This is a genomic window from Agrobacterium sp. MS2 (genome assembly GCF_003261015.1).
GTDB classification, from domain to species: Bacteria; Pseudomonadota; Alphaproteobacteria; order Rhizobiales; family Rhizobiaceae; genus Agrobacterium; species Agrobacterium pusense.
In genome coordinates this window covers 133355-150959 of the sequence record NZ_QLNF01000007.1, presented here as the reverse complement: position 1 = coordinate 150959, position 17605 = coordinate 133355, and the positions used below count along the sequence as shown (strand labels likewise).

Sequence of the window (17605 nt, the reverse complement as noted above, 5' to 3'; positions counted from 1 at the left end):
CGTGCGCTGCGTTTGGCCTCTGTTATACGGAGGGCGCCATGCAAATCATCGACAACAAGACCATAGACGCGAACAGAACCAAGCCGATCCTCAACGTGGCGGAGTTCTGCCGCCGTTATCGGCTCGACAAGGCTGAGGAAGTCAGGCTCAGAAAGCTGTTCGGTGAGTTCGCCTCGCGGCATGAGCTTCTGATGAACGCGCAGCGAAAGCCGAACTTCCGCTGATCATTCATCCTCGTCGTGGGATTTTCCGAAGATCATGAAGACATCATAGCGGGTGTTCTTACCGAGTATCTGATGTGATGGCTTGCGAACACCCGGCATCGGGTCGGCGCGGAGCGGCCACTTCAGAACCACCCGCTTCGTCGCATTCTCCAGCGCAGCCTCCATCAGCTCAACCTGGTCCGGGTCGGCGCCGACCAGTTCTCTCAGAACCCGCATCTCTTTTTTCACCAACGCCGTGTTGTGGCGCGGCGGATGCATGGGGTCGACAATCACGACCTCCGGTGACAGCTCTTTCAGCAAATGCCGGGAGTCGCCATGGAGCAACGTCATGCGCGCCGCCGCCTCGGCATAAGCGCCGCCCGCTTCCAGTGCACGACGAATGCCGTCAGCGAGGTGGGCGTGCATTTCCGGCGAGCGCTCGATGAGGGTGACGTCAGCCCCGAGCGATGCGAGCAGGAAGGCATCCCGCCCGAGGCCAGCCGTGGCATCGACGATTTTTGGCGTGCGGCCCTTGGTGAAACCTGCGGCCTTGGGCAGTGCCTGTCCGCGCCCCTCGCCGGAACGAAAACGGTGCCCCACCGCGCCGCCGACGAAATCCACCACGAAACTATCGTTTTGTTCCTTCATATCGACCTCAGAACGGAGAGGGCACGGTATAGATGACATCCCGGCCGTCCGGATGACGGAATGCCACTTCCTGCGCATGCAGCATCAGGCGGGGCGCGGCGGAAAGCGCCTCACCTTCGGCATAAAATTCATCGCCGAGAATGGGATGGCCAAGCGCCTTCATATGCACCCGCAATTGATGGGTGCGCCCGGTGAGGGGAGTGAGCGCCAGCCGCGTCGCTGGAAGCGGCAGTCGTTGCAGCACCTGCCACAGGCTCTGCGCGGACTTGCCATTTTCGTGGTCGACCCGGTGGCGGGGCTTGTTCTCGGGATCGATGGCGAGCGGCAGGTCCACTTCTCCGGCCTCTCCCTCAACCTCTCCCCAGACAATGGCAACATAGGATTTGCGCGTCTGGCGGTTTTCAAACTGCGACGCAATTGCCGCGTGCGCCTTGCGGTTCAGCGACATCAGCACGATGCCCGAGGTGTCCTTGTCCAGCCGGTTGATCATCAGCGCTTTCGGGAACTGCTTCTGCACACGCGTCATGAGGCTGTCGGAAAGCGCCGGATCGCGCCCCGGCACCGATAACAGCCCGCTCGGCTTATCAAGCACCAGCAGATCGTCATCGCGGTGCACGATGGTGAGCCAAGGGTCGAGTGGCGGATTATAGATAGGGTTGGAAGGCTCGGATGACATGTCGCTTCCTTAGCACGAATTGCGCATTCGGACAGGCGGTAGAGCATTTCCAGGAAAGGTGGCCCCGGTTTTCCGACCGGAAATGCGCCAAAATAAAGAGTTAGAGTGTTTCCGCGATTCGAAGAAAAGCGAAAACTCTAGTCGGGAATATGGAGATTGACGCGTCCGCTGGTCAGGTCGCTAAGGAGCCGGGTCAGTCGTTCGGTTTCCTCGGCCGGAACCGAGAGCACCATATCCGCGCCGGTGCCGGTAAAGTCCTCCCTCTCAAGCCGCAGGTTCGGCGTGGCGGAAAGGCGTGATTTCACCAGTGCCAGGTCTGAGAAAGGGCAACTCAGCGTGGCGCTGACATAAGCGATGACCGGTGACGTCTCGCCGAGGCGAAGACAGGCCGCCGCCGTGCCGCCATAAGCGCGCATCAGCCCGCCGCTGCCGAGCAGAATGCCGCCAAACCAGCGGATGACGAGAACCGCGACATTGTCGAGTGCCTGACCGTCGATAGCCTGAAGGATCGGTTTACCGGCCGTTCCCGAGGGTTCGCCGTCATCGCTAAAACGATAGGTCTGACCGCTTCGCCAGGCCCAGCAATTATGGTTTGCATCGGGATCGGAATGTGCCGCGAGGAATGTTTTCGCATCCTCTTCACCCGTCACCGGCGCGGCAAAGGCGATGAAGCGGCTTTTCTTGATATCCTGCGAAAAGGTGACGGGGCGGTCGAGCGTGAACATGGGCGCTTCAATATCGCATATATTCGCCTGCGGAAATCGCTATAAGGCTTTCAACGGTGAAGATGGCAATGGAGAGGGTTTTGGGCGAGGCGAGGCAGGTCGCAATTATCGGCGGCGGACCGGCGGGGCTGATGGCGGCAGAGATGCTCTCGGCTGCAGGCCATGCCGTGACGGTGTTCGAGGCGATGCCGACCGTGGCGCGCAAATTGCTGATGGCCGGAAAATCCGGTCTCAACATCACCCACGCCGAAGACTACGACAGTTTCCGCCACCGGTTCGGCGATGCGGAACCGAGGCTGCGCGCCGCTCTCGATGATTTCACGCCGGATATGCTGCGCGACTGGGCGCAGGGGCTGGGGCAGGAAACTTTCGCCGGCACTTCGGGCCGGGTGTTTCCCACCGTCATGAAGGCTTCGCCGTTGCTCCGGGCATGGCTCGCCCGGCTGGAGGCGCAGGGTGTCACCATCAGGACGCGGCATCGCTGGACGGGTTTTTCCGGCGAGCACCTGGTTTTCGCGACACCGGAGGGCGAGATCATCATCAAGGCCGATGCCGTTCTTCTGGCGCTCGGTGGCGCAAGCTGGCCGCGTCTCGGTTCGGACGCCGTATGGGTTCCGGCGCTGGCGGAGAGAGGCGTGGCGCTTTCCCCGTTCCGCCCCGCCAATTGCGGTTTCGACGTTGACTGGAGCGATGTCTTCCGCTCGCGTTTTGCGGGGGAAGCGGTGAAATCCACCATCACCATTTCGCCAGCCGGAGCCTTTCAGGGCGAATTTGTCATCACGAAGCATGGTATTGAGGGCAGCGTGATCTACGCCCATTCCGCCGCGCTGCGCGACCGGCTGGACGAGGCGGACAAAGCGTCGCTCGCAATCGATCTTGCGCCGGGACGTACGGTGGAACGCCTCAGCGGCGATCTGGCGAAACTCGGACGGAAAGAGAGCTTTGCAAACCGCATGCGCAAGGCGGCAGGCTTATCGGCCGTGAAGGTCGGGCTTCTGCGGGAAATATTTCCCGATATCGCGGGCATGCCGGATGAATTCGTCGCCGCGAGAATAAAACATGCGGAGATTCCGCTTCTGCGGACGAGGCCGATTGCCGAGGCAATTTCGTCCGCCGGTGGTATCGCGTGGAGCGGCCTTGATGAAAACTACATGCTGGAAAAGCTCCCCGGCATATTTGCTGCCGGGGAAATGCTGGATTGGGAAGCGCCCACCGGCGGTTATCTCCTGACCGCCTGTTTCGCCACCGGCAAGGCGGCCGCAAAGGGCATGGCCGCGTGGCTCGAAGGCTCAGCCTGACAAACGTTCAGCCATGCCTGCTTCCTCACCATGTGCGGTTCGGACGAGGCAGCGCATGATGGCATCGGTGGTGATTGCACCAAGCGCCTTGCCGTTTTCTCCGACGACCGTGGCGCTGCTGACATTTTCCCGGACCAGCGCGCGCAGGCCCTCTTCAACCGTCATATCCGCATCGAGCTGAAGGCGGGACTGGCCGGCAAATTCCGGCTGCACCACGGCGCCAAGGCGAATGACGCGGCCGCGATTGACCTCTTCCACGAAGGCCTCGATATAACTATCCGCCGGCGACATGACGATTTCGGCGGCCGTTCCCTGCTGGATGATTTCGCCGTCGCGCAGAATGGCAATCTTGTCACCCAGCCGCAGCGCTTCGTCGAGATCGTGGGTGATGAAGACCACGGTCTTCTTCAGCTCTTTTTGAAGTTCCAGCAGCACCGTCTGCATGTCGACGCGGATGAGCGGATCGAGGGCCGAATAGGCCTCGTCCATGAGCAGGATTTCGGCATTGTTGGTGAGCGCCCGAGCGAGACCCACACGTTGCTGCATGCCGCCGGAGAGCTGGTTGGGGTAATGGTTGGAGAAGCCCTCCAGGCCGACCCGCCTGATCCAGACCTCTGCCCTTTCTTCGCGCTCGCGCTTGTCGACGCCCTGCACCTCAAGGCCGTAAACTACATTTTGCAGCACGTTGCGGTGGGGCAGGAGACCAAATTTCTGGAACACCATCGCCGTCTTGTGGCGGCGAAATTCCAGAAGATCCGCTTCGTTGAGGCTGCACACGTCTGTGCCGCCATAGAGGATTTCACCGGCGGTCGGGTCGATCAGCCGGTTGACATGGCGGATCAGCGTGGATTTGCCGGAGCCGGAAAGGCCCATGATAACGGTGATCTGCCCGCCCGGCATGGTGATGTTGATGTCACGCAGGCCGAGCACATGGCCGTGCTTGGCGTTGAGTTCCGATTTGGACATGCCGGCTTTGACGGCTTCGACATGATCCCCCGCTTTGGAGCCGAAAATCTTGTAAAGACTGCGAATTTCGATCGATTGACTAGCCATGCGCCACTTCCCGGTGTTTTTGCAGGCGAAGGCCATAGGCCTGGCTGATGCGGTCGAAAATGATGGCGATGCCGACGATGGCAAGCCCGTTGAACACGCCGAGCGTGAAATATTGGTTGGCGATGGCCTTCAGCACCGGCTGGCCGAGGCCCTGCACGCCGATCATGGAGGCGATGACGACCATGGCAAGCGCCATCATGATGGTCTGGTTGATGCCGGCCATGATGGTGGGCAGCGCGAGCGGCAGCTGAACTTTAAAAAGTTTCTGGCGTTTGGAGGAGCCGAAGGCATCGGCCGCCTCCAGAACGTCACGATCGACCATGCGGATGCCGAGATTGGTGAGCCGGATCATCGGCGGAATGGCATAGATGACGACGGCGATGACACCTGGCACACGGCCGATGCCGAGCAGCATGACGACCGGAATAAGATAGACGAAACTCGGCATCGTCTGCATCACGTCGAGAACGGGGTTGATCACGTTCTGCAGGCGGTTGGACCGTGCCATGGCGATGCCGATGGGCAGGCCGACGATGATGGACAGCACGGCGCAGACGAAGATCATCGAAACCGTCTTCATCGTGTCTTCCCACATGCCGAACCAGCCGATGGCGAAGAGAATGCCGCAACAGAGCGAAACAATGGTGGCGCTGCGGCTGCCGAACCAGGCAAGAGCGCCGACAATAAGAATAACAACCGGCCAGGGGGCGCCGATCAAAAGCCTTTCCGCCCAGATGAGGAAGCTCTGGAGTGGGGTGAACAACCCCTCGATTGCGCCGCCATAGGTTCGGGTGAACGCCCGGAACCCCTCGTCGATGACTTTTTTCAGCGCGCGCAGAGCATCGTCATTCATGGTCGGAAATTTGAAAAGCCATTCCATATCCTGTTCTCCATGACGAACCGGAGGCGGGGATCGATGTCCTCCGCACTCCGGGAGTAAAATCGCCAGAGCGCCGCGCGGCCAACTGGACGCATGGGCGGAACGCTCTGTTGAACCGGCGCATCGTTATCAGCCAAAGCCGGGTAGCCGATGCGGTTCGGCGTCGCCGCGGGAGACGCCGGTTGCCGGGCAGATATGTCAGGACGCGCTTTTTAAAGGGCGGCCTTGACCTTTTCCGCGACCTCGGGCGAGACCCAGCCCTTCCACAGGGCTTCGTTTTCCTTCAGGAACTGCTTGGCGCCGTCTTCACCGGTGGCCTGGTTATCCGTCATCCAGGCGATCAGCTTGTTGACGGTGGCGTTGGTCCAGGCGCGCTTGTTGAGATAATCCATTGCCGGACCGGCACGATCGGCAAAGGATTTGCTGACCAGCGTCTGTACGTCATCGATCGGCCAGGCGTTCGGCTTCGGATCGGCGCAATCGGCAACGGATGTACAGCGTTTCCATTCGGCCGCGTCATAGTCGGTGCCGAATCCGAGCTTTACCATCTCGTATTTGCCGAGCAGCGAGGTGGGCGCCCAGTAATATCCGACCCAAGGCTGCTTGGCTTCATAGGCCTTCGCGATGGAGCCGTCGAGACCTGCGGCAGAGCCGGTGTCCACGAGGGTGAAGCCGGCCTTCTCGCCGCCAAACGCCTTGAACAGCTGCGCGGTGACGACTGTGCCGCCCCAGCCCTGCGGGCCGTTGAACACAGCACCCTTGGACTTGTCTTCAGGCGACGGGAAGAGCTCGGGATGCTTGAAAAGATCAGGAATCGTTTTGAGATCGGGGTTGGCTTCAGCGACGTATTTCGGAATCCACCAGCCCTGAACAGCGCCATCGGAAAGGATTTTTGCGGCCGCGACCACTTTGCCGCCTTCCAGACCCTGCTTGACGATTTCCGGCTGCAGGCTGACCCAGGCCTCAGGTGCGATATCCGGCTGGCCTTTTTCGGCCATGGAGGTCAGTGTCGGCACCGTATCGCCGGTAACGATTTCGGCGGAGCAGCCATAGCCTTTTTCGAGAATGAATTTGTCCAGGTTGGCGGCAACTTCAGCGGATTGCCAGTTCATGCTGGCGATTGTTACGTTTCCACAGTCGGCGGCATAGGCTGCGCTGCCTGAAAAGGCGAAGCCGGCGGAAAGAATTGTGGCACCCAAAAGTATTTTCATTGTTGTTCCCTCTGGTCGCGGTGTGGCGATGACCCGGGCGCTGACGGCACCGCGACCGCCAGCACCCTTATTGAGGCTTAATAAATCTTTTGTCGCCATCCCGTTTGCGGCAATTTCTGGCGTATTGAGGATGCCATTCGCCGGACGAAGGCGCGATCGCAGGGCCATATTAGCGAAAATTTCGGAATTAAGATATTGAAACATATAGTTGTTTAGCGGCGCATCAACGATATTTCACAAGCGAGGGAACTTTTTCATTTTTTTGAAAAGTCCGGGAACAATCAGGAGAAGTTTCTGTTCTCTTGGACTTTTATCCCGTTCTGTATTACGGGAGATTTCTTCTCGATTTTTGTGGTGATTTTGAATGACCAATCTTCGTGCTGCCCCGGTATGGCCCATCGGCGGCGGTGAAACGGGTGAGCTTGTGCGCCGCTTCGACTGGTCGAAGACATCGCTTGGTTCGATTTGCGACTGGCCGCAAAATCTGAGGCAAAAAGCCAATTCCGTCGTCAATTCACCTATTCCGCAGGTGCTGATGTGGGGCCGCGATCATGTGATGATCTACAATGACGGTTATGCGGAGATCGCCGGTAATTACCATCCGCAGGCGCTGGGCGGCACGGTGCCCGGCATCTGGCCGGAAATCTGGGACTGGAACAGCCGCATTCTCGAAGCCGGTTTTCGCGGTGAAGTGTTGGCCTATCGCGACCAGCCAATGACGCTTATGCGACATGGCATACCGGAAGAGGTGATCTTCGACCTATTTTACACGCCGATCTATAATGAAGGTGGCACGGTTGATGGCGTATTGTGCACCGTGCTCGAAAATACCGACAAGGTGAAAGCCGTTGAGGCTATGGAGCAGAGCCGCAAGGAATTGAGCCGGCTCACCAACGCCCTGCCCATTCTGGTCGGATATGTCGATCGCGATTACATCTATAAATTTGCCAATGACGGTTATCTCGAATGGTTCGGCCGAAGTGGTGAAGACGTCATCGGCCGCAGCGTTCCCGAGATTGTCGGCGAGGCATTTTTCGATGCGCGAAAGGCCTATCTCGACCGGGCGCTTGCCGGTGAGAAGATCGTTTCGGATACCGTCATCAGCAGACCGGATGGCACCAAGCGCGCCGCTGAAATCCGGTATGTTCCGCGCTACATTGCCGACGGCTCCGTCGACGGCATCTATGTCCTGATCATCGATATCGAAGAGCGGAAGCGCTCGGAGCAGGAAATCCTCATCAGCAACAACCGTTTCCGCGCGGCGGTGGAGGCCGTGCACGGTGTGCTGTGGACCAACAGTGCCGAAGGCAGGATGCTGGGTGAGCAGCCGGCATGGGCGGCGTTGACGGGCCAGACGCCCGAAGAATATCAGGGCTTTGGCTGGGCGGACGCCGTTCATCCGGAAGACAGGCAGGGTTCAGTCGATAGCTGGAACAAGGCGGTCGCGGAAAAATCGACCTATATCTGGGAACATCGCGTGCGCAGACATGACGATGTCTATCGTACTTTCGCGATCCGCGGCGTGCCGATTTTCGACAAGTCAGGTGCTATTGCCGAATGGGTCGGCGTTCACACCGACATCACCGAGCAGCGGTGTGCCGAAGATACCCTCAAGGAACATGCGAGCAACCTTGAGCGTGAAATTCGCCATCGCATCCGGGCGGAAGAGCAGCTCCGGCAACTGAATGAGGGGCTGGAAGCCCGGGTCGAAGCTGAAATGGCGGAGCGCCGTCAGACCGAAAAGGCCCTTCAGCAGGCGCAGAAAATGGAATCGATCGGTCAGCTGACCGGTGGTGTGGCGCATGATTTCAACAATCTACTGCAGGTGATCGCCGGCAATCTGCAATTGCTGTCGAAAGATGTGATCGGCAATGAACGTGCGGAGCGCCGGCTGGAGAATGCGCTCGCGGGCGTCCAACGTGGCGCGAAGCTCGCGAGCCAGCTTCTGGCCTTCGGCCGCCGTCAGGCGCTGGAGCCGCGGGTCATCAATATTGCCCGTTTCGTAACCGGCATGGATGACCTGCTTCGCCGCTCGCTTGGTGAGGCGATCGAGGTGGAGGTCATCACGTCAGGTGGCCTCTGGAACACCTACGCCGACCCCAACCAGGTGGAAAACGCGCTTCTCAATCTCGCGATCAACGCGCGCGATGCCATGGAAGGGCACGGAAAGCTCACCATCGAGGTAGCCAATGCTGTTCTCGACCGCGATTACGCCCGCAAACATTCCGAGGTCACGGCCGGGCAATATGTGATGCTCGCGGTCACCGATACGGGTTCGGGCATGTCGCCGGAGATACTCGAAAAGGTCTTCGAACCGTTCTTCTCGACCAAGCCCGAGGGCAAGGGCACGGGCCTTGGCCTTTCCATGGTCTATGGTTTCGCCAAACAGTCCAGCGGGCATGTGAACATCTATAGCGAGGTGGGGCAGGGCACCACGGTGAAAATGTATCTGCCGCGTTCCGCAGCCGATGAGGACAGGGAGGTTGTGGTGCATAACGGCCCTGTCGAAGGTGGGACGGAGACGATCCTCGTGGTTGAGGACGATGAAGAAGTGCGCGGTACGGTCGTCGAAACTCTGAGCGATCTCGGTTACAGGGTGCTGACCGCACGCGACGCACAGGCGGGTTTGACGGTGGTGGAAAGCGGAATTCCGATCGATGTCATCTTCACCGACGTCGTGATGCCAGGCCCCTTGAAAAGCCGGGAAATGGCGCGTCGCGCACAGGAGCGGTTGCCCAATCTCGCCGTTCTTTTCACCTCGGGTTACACCGAAAACTCCATCGTGCATGGCGGCAAGCTGGATGCAGGTGTGGAACTGCTATCCAAACCCTATACGCGTGAAGCGCTGGCGCGGCGCATCCGCCACGTCATAGCCAACCGCAAGCAGGTTTCGCTGTCGAGGGCGCGGCCTGGTTCTTCGAAAATCCCCGAACCCGCCATGGCGGTCGACAACCGGGAGCGGTCAATCCAGGTTCTTCTGGTCGAGGATGACGAGCTGATCCGGATGAATTCCATGGAGATGCTTTCGGAGAGCGGCTTTGCCGTTGTTGAGGCTGGCAACGCGGCGCAGGCGCTGAAGGTTATCGAATCGGAGCAGATCGACGTTCTCGTTACAGATATCGGCCTGCCGGACATGAAGGGCGGTGAACTGGCGGTGGAGGCCCTGCGCCGCAGGCCGGGTCTTGCCATCGTCTTTGCGACGGGCGACAGCCATCTGCCGGAGGGGGCGCCGGAAAGCGCAGTCCTGCTCACCAAGCCCTACGATGAACAGCAGATCATTGCCGCCGTAGAAAAGGCCCATACGGCCAGGCCGGTGGCGGCCGAATAGGCCGCCTTGGCGCCGGTTCAGTAACCGCGGTCCATGTCGACGGTTTCCGGCAGCTTGCCTGTTTCCCGCCATGTGCGGACGTTGCCGGCCACGATCTGCGCCGAACTCTCCCGGCTTGTCGGCGCGGAAATATGCGGCAGGACGGTAACTTTGGGGTGCTGCCAAAATGGCGAAGCCGCAGGGAGTGGCTCGTGTTCGAAGACATCGAGGACGGCATGCGAGAGCTTGCCGGAATCGAGCGCCGCGATCAACGCATCGGCGACGATGACGGCGCCGCGGGCGAAATTGATGACTGACGCGCCCTGTTTCATTGCGGCGAGACGGCGGGCATCGAGAAGACCGCGCGTCGCATCGGTAAGCGGCACAAGGCAGATGAGAATGTCGCTTTTTTCCAGCAATGCCTGAAGCCCTGCATCGCCGGTCAACGTTTCCACGCCTTCGATTGTTTTGGCCGAACGGCTCCATCCTGCGACGTTGAAGCCGGCATGGATAAGGCGCTCCGCCGCGGCCGCGCCGAGTGCTCCGAGCCCCAGGAGACCGATGGTCATCTCGCCGGGGTGGCGGTAATCCAGTTCCTGCCAGAGCGCCTTTCGCTGATTTTCGCGATAGGCGGGCATGTCACGCTGCAGATAATAGGTCCATGCCAGCACCGCTTCGGCCATGACGCGGGAAAGTTCCGGGTCCTTCAGCCGAACGATGGGGGGAGCCTTGCTGCCCAGTTCCAGCACCAGCCGCTCCACGCCCGCCCACAGGCTGTGGATCCATGAGAGGCCCGGAAGAGCGGCGATATCGGCCGGATCGGGATTGGCGACAATGGCAAATTCCACTGCCCGCCGCTGCTCATCCGTCAATTCGGAAAAGGAGAGGATCTCCTCCTCCGGCATGGCGGCGCGCAGCGCCTGTTTCCAAACGGCCTCCGTCTCTGCATTCATCCGTGAAACAAAGGCGATTGGTGAAGACATGGCATTGGTCCTGCTTGCGATTTTTGCGTGACGCCATCAATGCGCAATTTCGGCGGGTAATGCCATGGGTGGAATGGGGGAATTTGTGATTCTTCCGCCATGCCGGACTAGATCCGGTATCCAGCCGCCGCGCGTCTGCGCGGCGCCAAGACTTCTTTCAGCTCAAGGACTTGGGCTGGCTGGACTCCGGCTCGGGGGCCGGAGTGACGGAGTGTGGATGCAACCGGCCTGTTAAATCTCTGCCACTACGCATCTTCTTTCACCGGCGGCTTTGCATCGCCGTAATAGGCCGAGAACGACTCGTGGTAATGCTCCGAACCGCCAGGTCCGGCATAACGCTGCAGTTCCGTCATGTCCGTCTTGTTGAGCACGATGCCGAGCGTCTTGTTGGCGATCTGCGGTTCGTTGGCCATCAGGTTCTGCACCATCTGGATCGGTGTCTTGCCCCATTCGGTGACGAAGACGAAGCCGTCCACCTGCGGCGCAAAGGCCTTGGCGTCGATGACGGGCACAACGGGTGCAAGGTCAACGATGATGTAGTCGCAGGCCTCGCGAGCCGAGTCGATAAACTTGCGCATGCCGGAAGAGGAGAGCAATTCGCTTGAATGGGCGAACTGGTTGCTGGTCGAAACCGGCAGAATGCCCATCTTGGTGCGCGTGTCCACTTTCACCGCCTGCGTCCACGGCACCTCGTCAAGCACGACCTCCACCAGACCGGCGGATTGGCGCGTGGTCAGCATGCGGCTGAGACCCGGATTGCGGATGTCGGCATCCACCACAAGCGTGCGCTTGCCGGTGGAGGCGATCAGGCCCGCGAGGTTGAGCGCAACGACCGATTTGCCCTCATTCGGCAGGCAGGAAATGACGCCGATGACCCGGCACTGGCGCTCCTGAATAACGACATCGGCCGTCAGTTTCACGTTGCGCAGCGTTTCCGCGAAACTGGAGCGCGGACTGTCAACGGCAAGGCGCAGCATTTTCTGGAACGAAACCTGGCCGCTGTCCTCAAGCGTGGCATTCTCGCCGCCGGGGGTTGCGGCGCTGTTTCCGGTCTTGGCGTTTTCCACACCCCTTTCGCCGATGAAGGGGAGGTAGCCGAGAAAGCGCATGCGCAGGTTATCACGCACATCGTTGCCGGTGTGGAAGAAGCGGTCGCGGAATTCGAGAAGTGCCGCAATGCCCCCACCCAGCATCAGGCCCAGTACGACCGAAAGCGCCATTGTCATGGTCTTTTTCGGGCTGGAAGGCGATGTGGGAAGACCAGCCTCGGAGATGATGCGGGCTTTGGCGATCGGCAGCGACTGCTTCTGCGAAGCCTCTTCGAAGCGTCCGAGATAGGACTGGTAGAGGGTGCGCAGGGCCGTCGCCCGCTGTTCGAGCTCGCGTAGCTGCACCATGGTGATATTGGCTTCCGAATTACGGCCAGCCACCTTGTCGATACTGTCGCGCAACGACTGTACGCGCGAATTGGCGACGTCGTATTCGTTCTTGAAGCTGCCGGTCAGCTGCTGCAGTTCCTGGAAGATCTGCTGCGCCACTTCTTTTTTCTCGGCGTCCAGCGCGGCTGCCTGCGGATGGTCTGCTCCGAACTGCTGCACAATGCCCCGTTGCCGGTCGGAAATGGTGATGTAGCGCTTGCGCAGATCCTGAATAACGGAATTGTCGGTGTCCCGGGCCGAGACGACGGCGTTGTCGACGGCCGTTTCCGGGCCGCGGTCGATGATGGATTTATACTGATTGTAACGGGCGGAGGCCGTCGCGGCATCCGCCTGTGCCGCAATCAGCTGGCCATTGAGATCGGCAAGCTGGCCTTCCGACATCAGTTCGCCGCGCGAGGACACGATATTGTTGTCGGACCTGAATTTCTGCACCGCAAGCTCTGCCGCCTGGGCGCGCTGGTTAAGGTCGGTCAGGCGTTCCTGCAACCAGACAGATGCCCGCTCGCTGGCGTCGAAATTGGCGTTCAGCTGCTCGGTGAGATAGGCCTGCGCGTAGGTCTTGGCGATGTGTGCGGCCAGCTGGCGGTCAGTCGAACGGGTGGAGATTGCGATGACGGAACTGCGACCGACCCGCTCCACAGTCAGCGACTGCTGCAGCACGGCAGCGGCCTTTTCGCGGCGTCCGGCGCGGATTGCGGCTTCGGAGACCGGCGGATCGCCCGGCAGGACGAGATCGAGGATACCGCGCACGGAGGATTTGACGAGCTCGACTGGCGACATCGGCGGATTGACGATGGTGTCGTTCTCGTCAAGCTTGGCCTTGTCCACCACGGTCAGCGCCATTTCCTTGGATTTGAGGATTTCCACGGCGCTGGCAATGCGGTTGTCGACGATCTGGGCAGCGGGCACAGGCGATTCCTCTTCCGCATAACGGGAGAGGCTTTCATCGAGCAGCACCTGCGTCATCGCCGTATAAACGGGGGTCGCAAGCACCAGGTAAAGTCCGGCCAAAACTACGGCGGCAATGACGGAGGCGGCAATGACGTTGGCACGGCGCACCACGGCGGCCCACAGGCGGTCGAGGTCGATGAACGTGTCGGAATCCTTGCCGGATTCCGGAAAACCGATATTGGATTTAAAGGTCTTGTGGTGCATGGACCTACCTTGTGAATTAAAAATGGTACGCGGGAAGCCGAGCAACTCTCGCCTTCCCGCCTCCCGTTATTGGTGCGCCGGCCGCCTCCCCCGGCGGCGCGATGAAAGTCAGGCCGCCTGCACGCGGCTTTCGTGGTTTGCCACCAGTTCCTTCACCGAAGCGAGAACCTGCGCTTCCATGTCGGCGCGCAGCAGCGAGAAGGCGACGTTGGCGGCGATGAAGCCCTGCTTGCTGCCACAGTCAAAGGTGCGGCCGCTATATTTCTGCGCATGGAAGGCCTGCTTTTCGGCGAGCCGCTTCATGCCGTCGGTCAGCTGGATTTCGTTGCCCGCGCCGCGCTCCTGCTTGGCGAGAATATCGAATATTTCCGGCTGCAGAATATAACGGCCATTCAGGTAATAATTCGAAGGCGCCTTGGATGGTTCCGGCTTTTCGACCATTTCGGTCACGGCGAAGCCGTGATTGACCTTCTGGCCGACGCCGACGACGCCATAGGACGAAACTTCTTCCGGCAGGCATTCCTCGACACCGAGAATATTGCCGCCGACTTCATCGTAAAGCTCCATCAGTCCGGCAATGCAGCCGCGCGCGCCATAGGAGACCATGTCAGGCAGCAGCAGCGCAAAAGGCTCCTTGCCGACCAGCTCACGCGCACACCAGACGGCATGGCCGAGGCCAAGCGGCACCTGCTGGCGGGTATAGCTGACGGTGCCGGCAACCGGCAGCATCTTTTCCAGCTGCAGCACCTGCACGGTCTTGCCGGAGCGGGTCAGCGTGTTGATGAGTTCAGGTGCGCTGTCGAAATAGTCTTCGATGGCGGTCTTGTTGCGGCTCGTGACGAAAATAATGTGCTCAATGCCGGCCTGCATGGCTTCATCCACGGCATATTGAACGACCGGCCGGTCGACGATCGTCAGCATTTCCTTTGGCATCGCCTTGGTGGCGGGCAAAAACCGCGTGCCGTTGCCGGCTACCGGAATGACGGCTTTTCTGACAGTTCTCTTCAGGTCCATCGCGTTCTCCTTCATCAAGGTTTGATCTGTCCCCAGTCCCCGCGCAGACATGGTCCGCGCGCAAATTTCACGAAATCTGCCTTTTCACCCCTGTATTCGCTGCGGGCGCAAACACGGCGTCCCGCAGCCTCCTCAGCCGCACTGCAATCGGCATTCTCAGGTGCCCCAGCACGGCAGGATCTCGGATTGTGGTCTTCAAGGCGCCGAGTACCGAGCGGCGCTTGATGTTGTCCACCAAAGTCAAAAAATTATGCGCCAGCCGCAGGCTGCGGGCTCTCGCCTGCTGCGCGTCCATGGCGGCCGGCAGCAAGGTGTAGTGGCTCAGAAATTCTTCGTCCGCTCGCATCATCGCTTCGACGTGATGAAGTTCGAGGACGCGGGAAATCGAACCTTCGCGGATATTGTAGATGTAACCCGGCTTCGGTTCGATGACGCAGAGGCCGCCAGCGGCAAGCGCCGAGGCGAGAAGAATATAGTCTTCGCCGATGCGGATATCCTCACGGAAGCGCAGTGCTTCGTTATTAAGGAAATCGCGCCGGAACATCGGTTTCATGTAGCCGAAGTTAAAGGTGGAGCGGAACAGGATGTTGGAGGAAATGAAGTCCTCCAGCGTGAGAACAGGCCGTTCCTCCAGAAACTCTTCGGGAAACATCGTCTCCATCGGCCGGCCATCGGTGTAGACGACATCGAGATTATCGACAGCGATGTCAGCGTTGGCGGCTTCTGCCCGGCACATCATGCAGGCGGAGCGCTCCGGGCGGATGACATCGTCGGAGTCGAGCACGGCGATCCAGCGCCCCGTCGCGGCCTCGATGCCGGCGTTGCGGGCGCCGCCTGGACCGCGGTTTTGTTCGAGCGCAAGCAGCCGCACGCGCGGATCGATTGCGGCGATCGCTTCAACGAAGGGAATGGTATCGTCTGCGGAGCGGTCGTCGACGACGATTACTTCCAGCGTCACGCCCTGCTGATCGAGCGCGCTTTGAACCGCGGCCTCAATCGTATCGGCGGCATTATAGGCGGCGATAACGAAGCTGATGTCTGGCGGAGAGGTGAGGTTTTCCATCAGGTCGCCTCCACGGCACCATATTGCCGGATTTCGCGCACACCGAAGGCGCCGCTCATCGAACCCATATGCAGCGCGCCTCGCAACGCATAGCGGTTGCGGCGTACGGCATTGAAACCGCTCAAGGCGGCAAAAAGAGCGCAATAAAGCACTTTCGAACCAGCTTTCACCACCTGGACGACGCGGCGCGCACCGGGTTTCTTTTCAGCCAGCACCCGTCCATGGGTCTGGCCGGAACGGAACCGGCGCTTGGCAAGCCATAGAAAGCTTGCCCGATTTTCCGGAACCGGCTCCGACAAGACAGCGTCTTCCGAAAAGACGATACGGCCGCCGGCGGCGTGGAGATGCGAGAAGAAATGTGTGTCTTCGCCGCCGCTCTGGCCAAGCGCCAGCGCGAAGCGCCGGCCCTTTACCGATGGCGCTTCCATCCTGAGCAGCGTGTTGCAGGTATAACCGGTGATGATCTCGCCATTGACCCAGACGGGAACGGTCGAGTGGAAATCTCCGCGTTTCATCCAGCCCGGCGCGTTGTCCCGGTAAACCGCAGTGACGGGGCCGAGAACGGTTTCTGCACCGGTCTCGTCGGCCTTTTCCAGAAGCGCGGCCAGCCAGTGTGGCGGCGCCGTTTCGTCGTCATCGATAAAGGCGAGATAATCCGCCTTGCATTCCGACAGGCAGGCATTGCGGGCAATCGAAATATTAGATTTCGGGCAATGCACATAGGTGATCTCGAAGGGGGCGGTTTCGCGCAGGCGATCGACGCTTGCCTTTGCGCTGGGCTCCTCGTCATTATCGGCGACAATCAGCCTAACTTTCACGCCTTCAGGCACATCCAGCTCGAAGAGTGACAGAAGTGTGGCGACAAGCGCCGGGCGTCTGTAGGTGCAGATGCCGATATCGACGGTCTTGAGATATTGCGTGCCGGTGACGGTGTTGTCGGTCATGAGACAGCCTTTCTTCCCCGGAATTTCAGGAGTTCCAGCCAGAAGCCGGTGGACCAGGCCAGATGCATCACCATTGCCGAAAAAGCGGCGAGCGGGCCGTATGGATTTTTCTGACCTATTGCCATCCACAAGCCATAACCCACACATGCGGCAATCCAGAGGCCGAGCGGAATAAGGGCTGCCCAATGCACCAGCGACAGCAGCGCGAAGATGAAGACCGGCAGCACGGCGAGCGGAATCATCTGGCGGATTTTCGGGATTGAGCGATGTTTCAACAGGTTCTTCGCCCGGCCGCGGCCATAGGCGAGATATTGCTTGAAGAGCGGCATGACGCTGGCGCGCGGATAATAGGTCATGCGGGTCTTGTCGGTCATCCAGATGCGGAACCCGGATTTGCGCAGCCGGAAATCCAGCTCCGCATCCTCGTTGTGGCTGAAGCTCTCATCATAACCGCCTACCGCATCGAAAGCTGCGATCCGCATCAGCGCGTGGTGGCCGTGGTCGATCCAGTGGCCTTTTGCGCCTTCGCGGTGCTTGGAACCGCCATTGCCGAGCTTGGAATTCTGGGCAATGGCAGTCGCCTTCTGGAACAGGCCGTGGCCGACCGTATCCATCGCAACGACAACGGAGTCCGCACCCGTCCGTTCCGCATCCTCGATCAGCCGCTGGCAATAATCATCGGGATAATCGCCGTGGGCGTCGATCCGGATGAGATAATCGAAATCCTCGCCGAAGGTGGCGACGGCGAGATTGATGCCGGCGCTCTGGATGCGCTTCGGATTGGCGAGAAGCGTCACGCGGTCATCCGCCGCCGCAAAGGCGGAAACGATATCGCGGGTTCCATCCGTGCTGCCGCCATCGGCAACCACGATGCGGAACAGGCGCCCCTGCATCGCGCCGGTGAATTTGACGAGCAGCCCCTCGATCGTCTTCGCCTCATTGAGGCAGGGTATGACGATCAGCGTTCTGATGCCGGAATGACCTGGACCTTCCATAATTTGCCCCC

Annotated in this window: 15 protein-coding genes; 3 read left to right on the top strand and 12 right to left on the bottom strand. The window is 60.0% G+C overall.

The window, feature by feature from the left end; translation table 11 throughout:
• Positions 1–38 precede the first annotated feature (38 nt).
• Positions 39–224 (top strand): hypothetical protein, encoded by a 186-nt coding sequence (locus DOU54_RS27320; protein WP_004437649.1) that lies wholly within the window; start codon positions 39–41, stop codon positions 222–224.
• Here the strand turns inward: DOU54_RS27320 and DOU54_RS02330 are convergent, their stop codons facing one another.
• The 3 genes from DOU54_RS02330 to DOU54_RS02320 form a co-directional block, all read right to left on the bottom strand.
• Entirely contained in the window at positions 225–851 is a 627-nt protein-coding gene (locus tag DOU54_RS02330) for a class I SAM-dependent methyltransferase (RefSeq protein WP_113730417.1), read from the bottom strand.
• Positions 852–858: 7 nt separating this feature from the next.
• On the bottom strand, positions 859–1527 hold the full coding sequence (locus DOU54_RS02325) for a pseudouridine synthase (protein WP_113730415.1): 669 nt from the start codon (positions 1525–1527) through the stop codon (positions 859–861).
• Positions 1528–1664: 137 nt separating this feature from the next.
• Positions 1665–2252: an IMPACT family protein gene (locus tag DOU54_RS02320; RefSeq protein ID WP_044459479.1), complete on the bottom strand. Its 588-nt coding sequence runs from the start codon at positions 2250–2252 to the stop codon at positions 1665–1667.
• A 68-nt stretch (positions 2253–2320) separates the two neighbouring features.
• Between DOU54_RS02320 and DOU54_RS02315 the strand changes: the two genes are divergently transcribed.
• Positions 2321–3550 carry a TIGR03862 family flavoprotein gene (locus DOU54_RS02315; protein WP_113730413.1) on the top strand — a complete coding sequence of 410 codons (1230 nt, stop codon included), beginning with the start codon at positions 2321–2323 and terminating at the stop codon, positions 3548–3550.
• On the opposite strand, the gene DOU54_RS02310 is transcribed toward DOU54_RS02315, so the two are convergent.
• The 3 genes from DOU54_RS02310 to DOU54_RS02300 all read right to left on the bottom strand — a co-directional run bounded on the left by DOU54_RS02310 (position 3542) and on the right by DOU54_RS02300 (position 6694).
• The gene (locus DOU54_RS02310; protein ID WP_004437660.1) at positions 3542–4603 is read right to left on the bottom strand and encodes a quaternary amine ABC transporter ATP-binding protein; all 1062 of its coding nucleotides are present in this window, start codon (positions 4601–4603) and stop codon (positions 3542–3544) included. The two genes, DOU54_RS02315 and DOU54_RS02310, sit on opposite strands and share 9 nt — an antisense overlap.
• Positions 4596–5483, bottom strand: a complete 888-nt coding sequence (locus tag DOU54_RS02305) for an ABC transporter permease (RefSeq protein ID WP_006698119.1) — start codon at positions 5481–5483, stop codon at positions 4596–4598. The genes DOU54_RS02310 and DOU54_RS02305 overlap by 8 nt, the downstream gene beginning before the upstream one ends.
• A 212-nt stretch (positions 5484–5695) precedes the next feature.
• Entirely contained in the window at positions 5696–6694 is a 999-nt protein-coding gene (locus tag DOU54_RS02300) for an ABC transporter substrate-binding protein (RefSeq protein ID WP_113730550.1), read from the bottom strand.
• A gap of 364 nt (positions 6695–7058) precedes the next feature.
• Here DOU54_RS02300 and DOU54_RS02295 point away from each other — a divergent pair, with 364 nt between their 5' ends.
• Positions 7059–10022 (top strand): PAS domain-containing protein, encoded by a 2964-nt coding sequence (locus DOU54_RS02295; protein ID WP_113730411.1) that lies wholly within the window; start codon positions 7059–7061, stop codon positions 10020–10022.
• A 17-nt stretch (positions 10023–10039) separates the two neighbouring features.
• Here DOU54_RS02295 and DOU54_RS02290 read toward each other — a convergent pair whose 3' ends face one another.
• The 6 genes from DOU54_RS02290 to DOU54_RS02265 form a co-directional block, all read right to left on the bottom strand.
• The gene (locus tag DOU54_RS02290) at positions 10040–10984 is read right to left on the bottom strand and encodes a 2-hydroxyacid dehydrogenase (RefSeq protein ID WP_113730409.1); all 945 of its coding nucleotides are present in this window, start codon (positions 10982–10984) and stop codon (positions 10040–10042) included.
• Between the two features lie 245 nt (positions 10985–11229).
• Positions 11230–13578, bottom strand: a complete 2349-nt coding sequence (locus tag DOU54_RS02285) for a polysaccharide biosynthesis tyrosine autokinase (protein WP_004437674.1) — start codon at positions 13576–13578, stop codon at positions 11230–11232.
• Positions 13579–13686: 108 nt separating this feature from the next.
• Positions 13687–14592 carry a UTP--glucose-1-phosphate uridylyltransferase gene (locus DOU54_RS02280; protein WP_112637327.1) on the bottom strand — a complete coding sequence of 302 codons (906 nt, stop codon included), beginning with the start codon at positions 14590–14592 and terminating at the stop codon, positions 13687–13689.
• Between the two features lie 67 nt (positions 14593–14659).
• Positions 14660–15655: a glycosyltransferase family 2 protein gene (locus DOU54_RS02275; RefSeq protein ID WP_113730407.1), complete on the bottom strand. Its 996-nt coding sequence runs from the start codon at positions 15653–15655 to the stop codon at positions 14660–14662.
• Positions 15655–16599 carry a glycosyltransferase family 2 protein gene (locus DOU54_RS02270; protein WP_113730405.1) on the bottom strand — a complete coding sequence of 315 codons (945 nt, stop codon included), beginning with the start codon at positions 16597–16599 and terminating at the stop codon, positions 15655–15657. Before DOU54_RS02270 ends, DOU54_RS02275 begins: the two co-directional genes overlap by 1 nt.
• The gene (locus tag DOU54_RS02265) at positions 16596–17594 is read right to left on the bottom strand and encodes a glycosyltransferase family 2 protein (protein ID WP_113730403.1); all 999 of its coding nucleotides are present in this window, start codon (positions 17592–17594) and stop codon (positions 16596–16598) included. Before DOU54_RS02265 ends, DOU54_RS02270 begins: the two co-directional genes overlap by 4 nt.
• Positions 17595–17605: the final 11 nt, after the last annotated feature.